Origin of the sequence: Novosphingobium sediminicola (genome assembly GCF_014196525.1) — a bacterium.
Taxonomy (GTDB): Bacteria; Pseudomonadota; Alphaproteobacteria; order Sphingomonadales; family Sphingomonadaceae; genus Novosphingobium; species Novosphingobium sediminicola.
Genome location: NZ_JACIDX010000001.1, coordinates 16,843 through 29,127 on the forward strand (window position 1 = coordinate 16,843; position 12,285 = coordinate 29,127).

The following is a 12,285-nucleotide window of genomic DNA, read 5'->3' on the forward strand; positions in this document are numbered from 1 at the left end:
AATCAACGCCCCTTCTGGACCGGCTGGACCTTTTCGCCGTCCAACACAAAGTCCTGCGATCCGGTCAGCACGCGCGCGCCTGCGGCCGGGCCCTGGGTCAATTCGATCATGCCGCCGCCGCGCGCGCCGGTTTTGACGGCAACGCGGCGCACCTTGTCGCCCGGCTCGATCACCGTGACCGAGGCGCCATTGCCGTCATAGGACACCGAGGATTCCGGCACGGCCAGCACCGGCATCGGCTTTCCGGCCAGTTCCGCGCGGGCATAGCCGCCGGGGCGGATTTCGCGGTCCACCGGCAAGAGGATGCGCGCGCGGCCAAGGCGCGTCTGCGCATCGACCTGCGCGGCCACAAGGCGCACCGTGCCATCGACCCAGCGGCCCGAGGCAAGGCGCACCCGCGCATGATCGCCCGCATGGATGCCGCTCAGCACTTCCTCGGGGATTTCCGCGTCCAGTTCGGCGCGGTCATCGCGCGCCATGGTGAACATCACGGTCGATGGCGAGGCGACATCGCCGGGGCGAACCGTGCGCGTCAGGATGCGGCCCGAAACCGGCGCGCGGATCACCATCAGCCCTTGCTTGACCAGTTGGGCGAACAATTGCGCCTGCGACTGATCCACCTGCGCATGGGCGGTGCGGGCGGCAAGGCGGCGCTGGGCGATGGCTTCATCGGACAGGACGCCGGTATGGTCCAGCACATTGACGCGCGAGGATTCCTGATCGGCCTTGTCGGCGGCCACGCGGGTTTGCGCCAGCGCAGCACGGCTTTGCGCAATATCGGCGCGCAGCAGCGTAGCGTCGAGTTCGGCCAAAGGCTGGCCTGCGCGCACCAGCGCATCCTGATCCACCAGCACGCGCGCCACCAGATAGCCCGAAAGCTGGCTGGAAACGGCGGCTTCTTCGCGCGCGACAAGGCGGCCGTTGACATTGATCCCCGCTCCCAGAGGCTGGCGCGTGACCATGGCGAAAGGCACCGCGCGGGGCGTGTCGGCGCCGGGGGGCGGTGCTTCGGTCTTGCTGCATGCAGCCAGAGCAACGAGGGCAACGAGGACAAGCGGACGGGCGTTCATGGCTTTTGATCCGGGAAAGAAGTCACAGGATGGTTCGGGTCGAGCGGGGTCCAGCCTCCGCCCAGCGCTTTGAAAACATTGACGCCATCGCTCAGCGTCGTGGCGCGCAGGGCCGAGAGCGAGGTGCGCGCATTGCGCCATGTGCGCTCCGCCGTCAGCAGCGCGGTCAGATCGACCACGCCCGCGCGATAACCCGCATTCTGGCCGTCAAAGGCATGATGCGCGCGCGCCTCCGCCTCGATCAGCAGGCCAAGGCGCGCGCGATCCGCGCCATAGGTGGCCAATTGGTTTTGCGCCTCACCAAAGCCGGATTGGACGGCCTTTTCATAGGCGATGGCGGCCTGCTCGGCTCGCGCGCGCTGCGCCCGCCTTTCGCCCAGCAGGCGCGCGCGGTCAAACACCGGCATGGCCACCCCGGCGGCCAGCGACCACAACGAGGTGGTATAGCCCGCAGGCCCGGCAATCGCGCTGATGCTGGTGGTGCCCTGCAGCGTGAATTTGGGCAGAAGTGCAAGCGAATCGAGCCGCAGCGTGCCCATCGCCGAACGCAGCCGCGCCTCGGCCTGCATCACATCGGGGCGGCGGACCAGCAGCGTGGCGGGCGTCGCCTCGGGCACTTCGGGCGGGGCGCCCAGCGCGCCATCGACCGCCAGCATTTCAGGAGCCGCCCCTGCCCGCCCGATCAGGACGAGCAAGGTCTGGCGCGAAACGGAAAGCTGAGCCTCAAGCTGGACCACATTGGCCTGCGCGGTGGCGCGGTCGGCCAGCAGGCTGTCGGCGTCAACCTGCGATCCGATACCGGCCTTGGCCTTGCGCTGGCCGATATCGGCCAGTTCGCGCGCCACACGCAGATTGTCGCGCGCCTCGGCCAGTTGCAGCGAGAGGCCGCGCGCCTGAAACAGGTTGGTGGCCACCTGCGCGGTCAGGCTTTGCAGCGCGGCGTGATAGGTGAAAGTGGCGGCGGTCAGATCGGCATCGGCGGCTTGCCTTGCGGCATCGCGGCGACCGAACAGGTCCACTTCCCACGAGGGCGAAAAGCTGCCCGCGCTGGTGGTGGTGGCGCCGGTGGGGGTCATCAGGAAAGCCCCTGCCCCGCTCATCCCGCTGATCGTGGTCTGGCCGCGTGTGATCGAGCCGGAGGCATTGCCCTGCACGTCATAGGCCAGCAAAGCCTTCGACCGGGTCGCCCGCGCCTCGTCCAGCACCGCCAGCGCCGAGCGCGCATCGGGAGCATGGGCCAGCGCCTCATTCTCCAGCACGGCAAGCTGATCGTCGGAAAACAGCAGCCACCAGCGGTCGAGCCCCTCCGCGCTCGTCGCATGAGCCTCTGGGGCGGCGGCGAATCGCTGGGGCAGCATCAGGTTGGGCCGGGATACCGAAGTCGCGCTGCAACCGGCCAGCAGGGCCAGCACAGGCAGCGCCATCGGCAGCGTCAGGAAGGATGGAATACGTCGCATCATGGCTCTGCTTATGCCAGCGCGCGCGCGCCTTGCGGGTCAGGACTTCGCAAGTGAAGTGTAAGGTTTGTGTAAATCGGGCGGGACAAGCGCGATGCAAACCGTCAAAAGCAAAAGCACATGGAAACACCCGCCTTCAACATCCTGCTGGTCGATGATGACGCCGCCCTCACCCAGATGCTGGCCGAGTATCTGGAGGGCGAAGGCTTTGCCTGTCGCGCGGTGCATAATGTGGCGGGCGGGCGCGAGGCGGCGCTGTCGGGCCTGTATGATGCAGTCATTCTCGACGTGATGCTGCCGGGTGGCAACGGCATCGACCTGTTGCGCCATATCCGCGGCACCAGCGATGTGCCGGTCATCATGCTGACCGCGAAAAGCAACGATACCGAGCGGGTGATCGGACTGGAGCTGGGCGCGGATGATTATGTGGCCAAGCCCTATTTCCCCCCCGAACTGGTGGCGCGGCTGCGGGCGGTGCTGCGCCGTCCGGCGCGGCGGGCGGCCAATGGCGATTATCTAAGGCTGGGCGCGCTCTCGCTGGATGCGGCGCGGCGCTGGGCCGGATGGGATGGCGCGCCGCTGGAATTGACGGCGACCGAGTTCAACCTGCTCGAAATCCTGATCCGCGCGGGCGAGCGGGTGTCGACCAAGGATGAACTCTCGCTGCGCCTGCTGGGGCGGCGGCGGGAAAGTTATGATCGCTCGATCGACGTGCATATCTCGAACCTGCGGCAAAAGCTGGAACGGGCGAGCGGCGAGGCCTTACGCATCGCCACCTTGCGCGGGATCGGTTGGCGGCTGGAGCAGGCGGCATGAAGGGGCGGCTGTTCTGGAAGATCTTCACCGCTTTCTGTCTGGTGTTTTCGGCGCAATTGGCGGGATTGTGGACGTTGTTCGTCGTGCTCGAACGCAATCACCCCTATTGGGCCGACAATCTGGAACGCTATGCCGCCCCCCGTCTCGAACAGATGGCCGCCGCAATCATCACCCATGAAGGGCCGCAGGCAATCCCGGCGGGCCTGCTCAACGGGCCGATGACCACGCTGGTGATCGTGCCCGAGGGCAGCCGGGCGCCGGCCGGCGTGCGCGCCACCACCACGCAGGCCACCGCGCCCGACGGCCGCCGCTGGCGCATTTTCTACCGCCTGCCGCGCAAGTTCGACAAGGCCAGCATCGCGCCTCCGCTGATCTTCTATCTGAGCGGGATTGTCTCGGGGCTGATCTTTGCCGCCATTCTGGGGCTCTATCTCTCGCTGCCGATCCGGGCGCTGCGTGAAGGGCTCGACCGGTTTTCGCGCGGTGATCTGGGCGTGCGTCTGGCCTCGCGGATGGGGCGGCGGCGTGATGAGATCGCCGATCTGGCCCGCGATTTCGACGGCATGGCCGAAAAGGTCGAGCAACTGGTGCTCTCGCGCAGCCAGTTGATCGACGATATGTCGCATGAATTGCGCTCGCCGCTGGCGCGGCTGCAACTGGCCATCGCGCTGGCGCGGCAAAAGCCCGAAGGGGCGGTCACGGCGCTGGACCGGATCGAGCAGGAAGCGCGCCGCCTCGATGCCATGGCGGGCAGTCTGCTCACCCTATCCCGGCTGGAAAGCGCGAGCGCCAGCCCGGAGCATTTCGTCCATCTGCGCGCGTTGATTGAGGATATTCTGGCCGATGTTCGCTTTGAAAGCGAGGCCAAGAATGTGCGTATCGACCTGTCGCGCCATGCCAGCATGCCCGAGGGTTTCCATGCCGATGTGACGGGTGATGCCGAATTGTTGCGCCGGGCATTTGAAAATGTGTTGCGCAATGCGCTGCGCTTTTCGCCGAGCGGGTCCGTGATCGGCGTGACCCTGTCAGAGGAACCCGAGCGGATCGTCGTCACCATCGAGGACGAAGGGCCCGGCGTGGCTCCCGACCAGATCGCCCGCCTGTTCGAACCCTTTCACCGGGGCGAGGGCGAGACGGGCGGCTTTGGCCTCGGCCTTGCCATCGCGCAGCGGGCGGTGATCGTGCATGAGGGCTCGATTGAAGCGGAAAACCGCGCGCAAGGGGGTCTGCGGGTGCGCATCACTCTGCCCGCGCGATGGGAGGAAGCCGCAGCGCTCAGTTAATAGAGGCATGGCGCAATCCCTTATTTGTGCTGTCATGCACCAATGTTACTCTGGCAGCATAAGAGGATGGATTGAACGGCGAATCGAATTACCTGCAACCTTGATCCTTTTTTCAGGAGGTCATCATGCGCATGGGTCGAACAGCCTTCTCCATCCTGCTTTCATTTGCATCCGCTCCAGCACTCGCGGCCGATAAATTGCCCGCATTGCATGCCGATGCGGCGCGAGTTTCCGTATCAGGCCTGTCCTCGGGCGCGTTTATGGCGGTGCAATATGATGTCGCCTTTTCCTCCAGCGTGATCGGCGTCGGCGTGGTCGCCGGGGGGCCATACAATTGCGCATGGGTCAATCTGGGCGGCATCATCACCTGCATGCAGGGCTCGCCGAGCGGCGTGGCCTCCTATGGCGCGGCCAGCAGCTTTGCCGCGCTGGGCACGGTCGATCCGGTATCCAATATCGCCAAGCAAAAAGTCTATCTGTTCAGCGGCACCAAGGACATTGTGGTCAAGCAAAGCGCGATGAATGCGGTGCGCGACTTTTATGTGGCCGCGCGCGTGCCTGCGGCCAGCCTGCGCTATGTCCATGATACGCCTGCGGGCCATGCGTTCCTGTCGGGCAATTTCGGCAGCATTTGCGGGGCCAATGCCGCGCCCTATGTCAATGAATGCAAGGTGGGCGCGAAATTCTATGACCAGCCCGGTGCGATCCTCTCGCATATTTATGGCTCCTTGCGCCCCAAATCGACCACGCTTTCGGCCCAGCCCATCCCCTTTGACCAAAGCGAGTTCACCGGCGCCGTCGGCAGCGGCATGGCCTCCACCGGCTATGTCTATGTGCCCGCCCCCTGCCGCGATGGCGGAGCGCCCTGTGCGGTGCACGTCGTGTTTCACGGCTGTCTGCAAAGCGCCGATCTGGTGGGCGATGCCGTCTATAACCGGCTGGGCTACAACGCCTGGGCCGACACCAATCGCATCATCACGCTCTATCCCCAGGTCAACAAGAGCACTTTTCCATCCAATCCACAGGGCTGCTGGGACTGGTGGGGCTATAGCGGGCTGAATTTCCAGACGCAGAGCGGGGCGCAATTGTCGGTCATCCGCGCCATGGTTCAGCGCTTGACCAGTTGAACATAACCCTTTGAAAATTGGCGCGCCCGACAGGGTTCGAACCTGTGACCCCAAGCTTAGAAGGCTCGTGCTCTATCCAGCTGAGCTACGGGCGCGCATGTCGTCAACGGGTGGATCGCCGCCCGACGCCCTCCCCATAGCGACAATGGTCGCATTGCGCAAAGGTGGATCGCAGCCTTATGCTCCACCTTGCGCCTTTACTATAAAAAACATATAAAATCAAAGATATATAAAGATCATAAAATCACCTTATGTGACAAGCTCTGTCACGGGATCGGAACAGAATTGTCAAAATCCGTCCCTAGCCCCCCGCTCGAGTTCTGACCAAATAACGGGGCATATCCATGACGTCTGTATTCACCGCGCGCCGCGCCATGCGGAGCGCGCGCTTTGCCTTGCTCTGCTCGGCCCTCTTCATCCCGATGGCCACACAGGCCGCCGAAGCCAATCCCGCACCCGATGCCGCCGCCGCCGATGATGGCCAATCCATCGTAGTGCAGGGCGCGCGCCCGATTGCCGAATCCGAAGCCGCCGCGCTCAAGGTTCAGCAATTGTCCGATTCGCTGGTGACCGTGGCGGCCTCGGATGCGGTGGGCCGCCTGCCCGATCAGAACATCGCGCAGGCCGCAGGCCGCCTGCCGGGCGTAGCGGTGGAGCGCGATCAGGGGCAGGCGCGCTACATCAGCTTGCGCGGCGGGCCCAAGAACTGGACCACGCTTTCCTTCGACGGCATCAATGTGGTCAGCCCCGAAGGGCGCGACAGCCGGTTTGACTCGGTGCCCTCGGCCATTGCGGGCAAGATCATCATCAACAAGGCCGTGACCCCCGAAATGCCGGGCGAAACTGTGTCGGGCAACGTCAATGTCGTCACGCGCTCGGCCTTTGATTTCGACGGCCTGCATGCCAATGGCAAGCTGGGCTATGGCCAGCAGGAATATGGCGGTCGGCCGGAATATGAAGGCTCGCTGGTCCTGTCCGACCGCTTCAAGGTGGGCGAAGGCGAATTGGGCGTGCTGCTTTCGGGCAGCTATTACCAGCGCGACATGGTGACCGACAATTTCGAAAATGACTGGGAAAACGTCACGCAGGACGCCCGCCCCGGCAATGCCAACCGCATCTGGGTGGCCGAAAGCGAGAACAAGCTCTATCGCCTGACGCGCAAGAACTGGTCGGTATCGGGCCGCTTTGATTACAAGCCCAACGAGCGCAACACGATCTCTTTCCGCAGCATCTACACCATTTTCAGCGATGACGAAGCGCGCGACAATTACCGCTTCGACATGGATGACAAGCAGTCCTCGCTCAGCAACGCCACGGCGGCCTGCGACACCTCGGTCAAGGCCTCCTACGCCACCTCGGCCTATGCCGACATCTGCTCGGGCAACACGCCCACCAAGGGCACGATCTATGGCATCGACATCCGCCAGCGTTCGACCCTGCGCGCCTATCGCCAGTCGATCTTCACCAACACGCTGGAAGGCAGCCATGAATTCGACGGCGGCTGGAAACTGAACTGGGCGGGCAATTACACCGAGAGCAAGGACGACCGCTCGGTCGTGGGCGAGGCAACATGGGACAGCCCCAGCACGCTGACCGCGCGCCCGACGGTGTCCTATGACTACACCAATCCCAATATCTCGACGCTGAACCTCTACACCACCAACAGCTCGGGCGGCCTGCTCTCGGCGGGTACGCGCGTGACCGATATAGACACGTTCACCAAGCCTGCCTCGTCCTTCACGGTGCTGGACGCGGTGGACATGACGCGCGCCTATACCGGTCGTGCGGTGTTGTCGAAGCAGACCGAGTTTCTGGGCGGCAATCTGACGCTGAAAGCCGGTTTCCAGTATGACCAGCGCACCAAGACCGCCAATGAAATGCAGATCTCGGTGTCGGGCGCCTCGAACCTGGCCGCGCTGGGTCTGGCCAATTACAGCAGCTTCCTGAGCGACCAGCCCTTCATGGGCAAGATCGCGATGGGCTATACGTTCCACTATTTCGACACGGCCAAGATGCGCGAAGCATCGAACAAGGCCCGTCAGCTTTACGCCCGCACGCCCGTGACCGACAACAATTACCGCGTGCGCGAACAGGTCTATGCCGGGTTCCTGATGGGCACGCTGCGCTATGACTGGGGCAGCATCCTTGCCGGCGTCCGCCTTGAAAACATCACCAACAGCGGCCTCGCCACCGGCACCATCACCAGCACCACGGGCGTCACCAGCACCCGCGATCTCGACGCCAAATCCAGCCAGTTGTTGGCCTTCCCCAGCCTGCATGTGAATTATAACGTCGATCAGACCAAGAAGCTGCGCCTGTCCTTCACCACCGGGGCCGCGCGCGCCGATTATGACCAGATGCGCCCCAACGTGGTCATCAACGACAGCGACCGCCGCATCTCGGGCGGCAATCCCGCCATCAAGCCCGAGCGCGCCTATGGCGTGGACGCCTATTTCGAATGGTACATACGCCCCAGCGGCTTCCTGATGGCGGGCCTGTATTACAAGAAGGTCGAGAACGTCCTCTATACCTCAGTGCGCACCTATGGTTCGGAGTCGCTCAACAGCGGCGGGGTGGACCGTTCGGACTACACCTTCTCGGGCATCAACAATGCGGGCAGCGGCCACCTGATGGGCCTTGAAGTCGCGTTTCAGCAGAGCCTCGAACCATGGACGCAAAAGGCGGGCCTGCCTGACTGGATGGGCGGCTTTGGCATCAACGCCAACATGATGCTGAACGACAGTTCGGTGACCAAGGCGGCCTATGGCAACTATACCGCGCGCAAGGTGCGCCTGCCCAACACCTCGGACATGGTCTATAACCTTGGCGGATATTACGAAAAGTATGGCCTGACCCTGCGCCTGCAATATCAGTATCGCTCGAAATGGCTCGACGCCATCGGTGACGATCTCTCGGCGGGCGGCGACAGCTATTGGGCGGCGGACGATGAAATGGATTTCTCGGCGCGCTATCAGATCAACAAGCGCCTCTCGATCTATTTCGACGCCTCGAACCTGCTCAACCAGCCCGGCCGCCGCTTTGTCGACCCCAGCGGGCTGATCAAAGCCAGCGGCGGTTCGGCCACCTTCAGCCAGAATTACACCACCGAATGGGAACGTTTCGGCCGCCGCTTCACGGGGGGCGTACGCTTCAACTTCTAATGATGGGTCAGGATTGATGAACCAAAGGGCGCTCCATCCGGGGCGCCCTTTTTCTTGCGCAAACGCAATATTGCAGGTTAGCTTGGCGTCATGAGCCACTCCCCCCTCTTCCGCCTCGAAGGCAGCGCAGGCGCGCGCCGCCACTTCCGCTATTTCGACTATGTGATGGCGGCTTTCGTCACCATCCTGCTGCTCTCGAACCTGATCGGGGCGGGCAAGCGCGCGGTAGTCGACCTGCCCTTCATCGGCCCATGGCCGTTCGGCGCAGGCGTGATGTTCTTTCCCATCAGCTATATCATCGGCGACGTGCTGACCGAGGTCTATGGCTATGCCAACGCTCGCCGCTGCATCTGGGTCGGCTTCTGGGCGCTGCTGTTCATGGTGTTCATGAGCCTGGTCGTCGTCGCCCTGCCGCCAGACGCCGGATGGACCGGACAGGCCGCCTATGAAAGCGTGTTCGGCCAAACCCCGCGCATCGTCTTTGCCTCGGTCGCGGCTTTCTGGGCGGGGGAATTCGTCAATTCCTTCGTGCTGGCCAAAATGAAAATCATGACCAACGGCTCGAAACTGTGGACCCGCACCATCGGCTCCACCATCTTTGGTCAGGCGGTGGACAGCGCCCTGTTCTACCCCCTCGCCTTCTACGCCGCCGATGGCTGGACCGGGGCGCAGGTCATGCAGGTGGCATGGACCCAATGGGCCATCAAGGTCAGCTGGGAAGTGATCCTGACGCCCGCGACCTACTGGGTGGTCGGATTCCTCAAGCGCCGCGAAGGGGTGGAAGTGTTTGATACCGACACCGCGTTTTCGCCCTTTGCCAAGGCGGCGGAGGTTTAAGGGTTTTAAGGGAAGTTTGCCTCCGGCGGGCAAAGGGTCTCGACCCTTTGCAATCCCATTAATGGGGTGGTGCTTGATTGGTGACGTGATGTTTAGGGCTGGGGTTTGCAAGCCTGCGGCGCGGTGAAGTGACGCCAAAAGCGCCGCAGGCTTTACCATTCCAACGCTGCAAATTTCACCCTCGGCCAAACCCGAAACGCAACATAGACAGTAACGGGATTGCAAAGGGTCGAGACCCTTTGCCCGCCGGAGGCATCTTCCACCCCATCAATCCGCAATCAACGCAATCGCCAGATAGACGAGAAACAGCGACCCGAAGCCAAGGATCGCCCCCAACGCGAAAGCCACACGCACCAGCGTAACGTCGAGGCCGAAATAGGCCGAGATCCCCGAACAGACGCCGAAAATCTTCTTGTTGCGGCGGTCGAGCATGAAGCCGTTGGTGGGGCGGATCGGATCGTAATTGTTCATGGCTTTTCTCCTTGGCGCGGGGCTGGTCGGTTGCCGCGGCCTATGCCGGGTGAATTGCATGGCCCGTGCCAATTGGCGAAAACGCCCGAAATCCGCCCTTTACCCGAGATCCCACATGGCGCAAAATCCCAAGCCTTCGCATTTTTCACCAAGGCTGGCATGGCCCGCTCAATCCGGCTACAGCCCGGCCCATGGCGCTTGATCGCATCCGTCTGGGCTGGTTCCGCAACCACCGCGCCACCGCGCTGGAGGGGACGGGCAAGTTCAACCTGTTGGTGGGCGAGAACGGGGCGGGCAAGACCAATATCCTTGAGGCCATCTCGCTGTTCGCGCCGGGGCGCGGCCTGCGCCGTGCGGCCCTGCCCGATATGGCGGGGCAGGCGGGCGATGGCGCCTTTGCGGTCTCGGCGGACCTGCTGCGCGATGGCGCGGGGGTGCGTCTGGGCACGGGCACCGCGCCGGATAAGCCGGGCCGCCGCATCGTGCGCGTCAATGGCGCGGATGCCAGCGCGCTTTCGCTGTCCGAATGGCTAGGCCTGTTCTGGCTGACCCCGGCGATGGACCGGTTGTTTATGGATTCACCGGGCGGGCGGCGGCGCTTTGTTGACCGTCTGGCGCTGGCGCTGGACCCGGCCCATGCCGCCCATGCCGCGCGCACCGAGGCCGCGATCCGCGAGCGCAACCGCCTGCTCTCCGCCCCGCAGGAGCCTGATGCGCGCTGGCTCGACGCGATCGAGGCGCAGATTGCCGAGGCGGGCGGGGCATTGGCGTCCGGGCGGGCGCGGTTGATCGAGGCGCTTAATGCCAAGCTCGAAACGCTGCCCCCCTCGCCCTTTGCGCGCCCCGCGCTCACCTATCAGGCAGGCGGGCCGATTGACGTGGGCGGGTTGGCGCAGGCGCTGCGCGATCATCGCCGCCGCGACCGCGCGGCCCAGCGCACATTGACCGGGCCGCATCGCGATGATCTGGGCGTGACCATGGCTGCCAAAAATCAGGCCGCCGCCGAATGTTCAACCGGCGAGCAAAAGGCGATGCTGATCGCCATTACGCTGGCCCATGCGGATCTGTCGGGCGATGCGGATCGCCCGCGCCTGCTGCTGCTGGATGAGGTCGCCGCCCATCTCGACCCGATCCGGCGGGGCGCTTTGTTTGAAAGACTGGAGGCGGGTGCGGCGCAGGTGTGGATGACGGGAACCGAACTGGCGCCCTTTGACGCGCTGAACGGCAAGGCGGCGCAATGGCACGTGGCTGAGGGCAGCGTCAGAAAAGAATAGGGCGGAGCGTCTGAAACGCCCCGCCCCGCATAATCAGGCAAACATCGCCATACCGCCATTCACATGCAGCGTCTGGCCGGTGACATAGCCCGCTTCCTTGGACGCAAGGAAGGCAACCGCTGCGCCAATATCCTGCCCTTCGCCCATACGGCCCATCGGAATGCGGCCGTTCAGCACGTCCTTCTGCGCATCGGGCAGCACATCGGTCATCGCCGTGCGGATGAAGCCGGGAGCCACGCAATTGACCGTCACATTGCGGCTCGCCAGTTCCTGCGCGAGGCTCTTGGACGCGCCGACAAGGCCAGCCTTGGCGGCGGCATAGTTGATCTGGCCCGGATTGCCCGTGGCGCCCACAACGCTGGTGATGTTGATGATGCGGCCAAAGCGGGCCTTCATCATCGGCTTGGCGGCGGCCCGCATCAGGCGGAAGGCGCCTTCAAGGTTGATGCGGATGACGGCATCCCATTCATCATCCTTCATGCGCATGGCGAGGTTATCGCGCGTGATCCCGGCATTGTTGACCAGAATGTCGAGCTTGCCCAAACCGGCGACAGCGGCGGGGATCAGCCCTTCCACGCTGTCCTTGTCCGACAGATCGGCCACCACACAAATGTGATCGGCTGAAGAGCCTTTGGCCAGTTCCGCCGCAAAGGCTTCCAGCTTGGCCTGATTGCTGCCCGACAGCGCCAGACGCGCGCCCTGCCCGGCCAAAGCCTTCGCCACCGAAGAACCGATGCCACCGCTCGCGCCCGTCACCAGCGCGGTCATACCCGTCAGATCAAACATCGC

At 63.8% G+C, this 12,285-nt stretch carries 10 protein-coding genes and 1 tRNA gene; 6 read left to right on the forward strand and 5 right to left on the reverse strand.

Annotation, left to right across the window (positions count from 1 at the left end; all coding sequences use genetic code 11):
- Positions 1 to 2: 2 nt before the first annotated feature.
- Positions 3 to 1,070 carry an efflux RND transporter periplasmic adaptor subunit gene (locus GGR38_RS00095; RefSeq protein WP_183621534.1) on the reverse strand — a complete coding sequence of 356 codons (1,068 nt, stop codon included), beginning with the start codon at positions 1,068 to 1,070 and terminating at the stop codon, positions 3 to 5.
- Complete coding sequence (locus GGR38_RS00100; protein WP_183621536.1) at positions 1,067 to 2,530, reverse strand: efflux transporter outer membrane subunit; 1,464 nt, start codon at positions 2,528 to 2,530, stop codon at positions 1,067 to 1,069. Before GGR38_RS00100 ends, GGR38_RS00095 begins: the two co-directional genes overlap by 4 nt.
- Positions 2,531 to 2,647: 117 nt before the next feature.
- On the opposite strand from GGR38_RS00100, the gene GGR38_RS00105 reads away from it, so the two are divergent.
- From GGR38_RS00105 to GGR38_RS00115, 3 genes are all read left to right on the forward strand, one after another.
- Positions 2,648 to 3,343, forward strand: a complete 696-nt coding sequence (locus GGR38_RS00105; protein WP_183621538.1) for a response regulator transcription factor — start codon at positions 2,648 to 2,650, stop codon at positions 3,341 to 3,343.
- Positions 3,340 to 4,626 carry a HAMP domain-containing sensor histidine kinase gene (locus GGR38_RS00110; protein WP_183621540.1) on the forward strand — a complete coding sequence of 429 codons (1,287 nt, stop codon included), beginning with the start codon at positions 3,340 to 3,342 and terminating at the stop codon, positions 4,624 to 4,626. The genes GGR38_RS00105 and GGR38_RS00110 overlap by 4 nt, the downstream gene beginning before the upstream one ends.
- 197 nt (positions 4,627 to 4,823) lie before the next feature.
- The gene (locus GGR38_RS00115; protein WP_221226941.1) at positions 4,824 to 5,753 is read left to right on the forward strand and encodes an extracellular catalytic domain type 2 short-chain-length polyhydroxyalkanoate depolymerase; all 930 of its coding nucleotides are present in this window, start codon (positions 4,824 to 4,826) and stop codon (positions 5,751 to 5,753) included.
- Positions 5,754 to 5,771: 18 nt separating this feature from the next.
- Here GGR38_RS00115 and GGR38_RS00120 read toward each other — a convergent pair.
- A tRNA-Arg gene (locus GGR38_RS00120) sits at positions 5,772 to 5,848 on the reverse strand.
- 249 nt (positions 5,849 to 6,097) lie between these two features.
- On the opposite strand from GGR38_RS00120, the gene GGR38_RS00125 reads away from it, so the two are divergent.
- Positions 6,098 to 8,914, forward strand: coding sequence for a TonB-dependent receptor (locus GGR38_RS00125; protein WP_246404142.1), 2,817 nt, complete (start codon positions 6,098 to 6,100; stop codon positions 8,912 to 8,914).
- 90 nt (positions 8,915 to 9,004) lie between these two features.
- Entirely contained in the window at positions 9,005 to 9,751 is a 747-nt protein-coding gene (locus tag GGR38_RS00130) for a queuosine precursor transporter (RefSeq protein WP_183621544.1), read from the forward strand.
- Between the two features lie 267 nt (positions 9,752 to 10,018).
- Here GGR38_RS00130 and GGR38_RS00135 read toward each other — a convergent pair whose 3' ends face one another.
- Positions 10,019 to 10,222, reverse strand: coding sequence for a PspC domain-containing protein (locus tag GGR38_RS00135; RefSeq protein WP_183621546.1), 204 nt, complete (start codon positions 10,220 to 10,222; stop codon positions 10,019 to 10,021).
- A gap of 191 nt (positions 10,223 to 10,413) precedes the next feature.
- Here GGR38_RS00135 and recF point away from each other — a divergent pair, with 191 nt between their 5' ends.
- Positions 10,414 to 11,496, forward strand: coding sequence for a DNA replication/repair protein RecF (gene recF / locus GGR38_RS00140; RefSeq protein WP_183621547.1), 1,083 nt, complete (start codon positions 10,414 to 10,416; stop codon positions 11,494 to 11,496).
- A gap of 33 nt (positions 11,497 to 11,529) precedes the next feature.
- Here recF and fabG read toward each other — a convergent pair whose 3' ends face one another.
- A complete protein-coding gene (gene fabG, locus GGR38_RS00145; protein ID WP_183621549.1) occupies positions 11,530 to 12,282 on the reverse strand; it encodes a 3-oxoacyl-[acyl-carrier-protein] reductase in 753 nt (250 codons plus the stop codon).
- Positions 12,283 to 12,285: the final 3 nt, after the last annotated feature.

Coding starts and splice junctions, on each gene's coding strand:
- fabG (WP_183621549.1), bottom strand. CDS start 12,282: ATGTTTGATCTGACGGGTATGACCGCGCTGGTGACGGGCGCGAGCGGT.
- GGR38_RS00100 (WP_183621536.1), bottom strand. CDS start 2,530: ATGATGCGACGTATTCCATCCTTCCTGACGCTGCCGATGGCGCTGCCT.
- GGR38_RS00135 (WP_183621546.1), bottom strand. CDS start 10,222: ATGAACAATTACGATCCGATCCGCCCCACCAACGGCTTCATGCTCGAC.
- recF (WP_183621547.1), top strand. CDS start 10,414: ATGGCGCTTGATCGCATCCGTCTGGGCTGGTTCCGCAACCACCGCGCC.
- GGR38_RS00130 (WP_183621544.1), top strand. CDS start 9,005: ATGAGCCACTCCCCCCTCTTCCGCCTCGAAGGCAGCGCAGGCGCGCGC.
- GGR38_RS00110 (WP_183621540.1), top strand. CDS start 3,340: ATGAAGGGGCGGCTGTTCTGGAAGATCTTCACCGCTTTCTGTCTGGTG.
- GGR38_RS00125 (WP_246404142.1), top strand. CDS start 6,098: ATGACGTCTGTATTCACCGCGCGCCGCGCCATGCGGAGCGCGCGCTTT.
- GGR38_RS00095 (WP_183621534.1), bottom strand. CDS start 1,070: ATGAACGCCCGTCCGCTTGTCCTCGTTGCCCTCGTTGCTCTGGCTGCA.
- GGR38_RS00105 (WP_183621538.1), top strand. CDS start 2,648: ATGGAAACACCCGCCTTCAACATCCTGCTGGTCGATGATGACGCCGCC.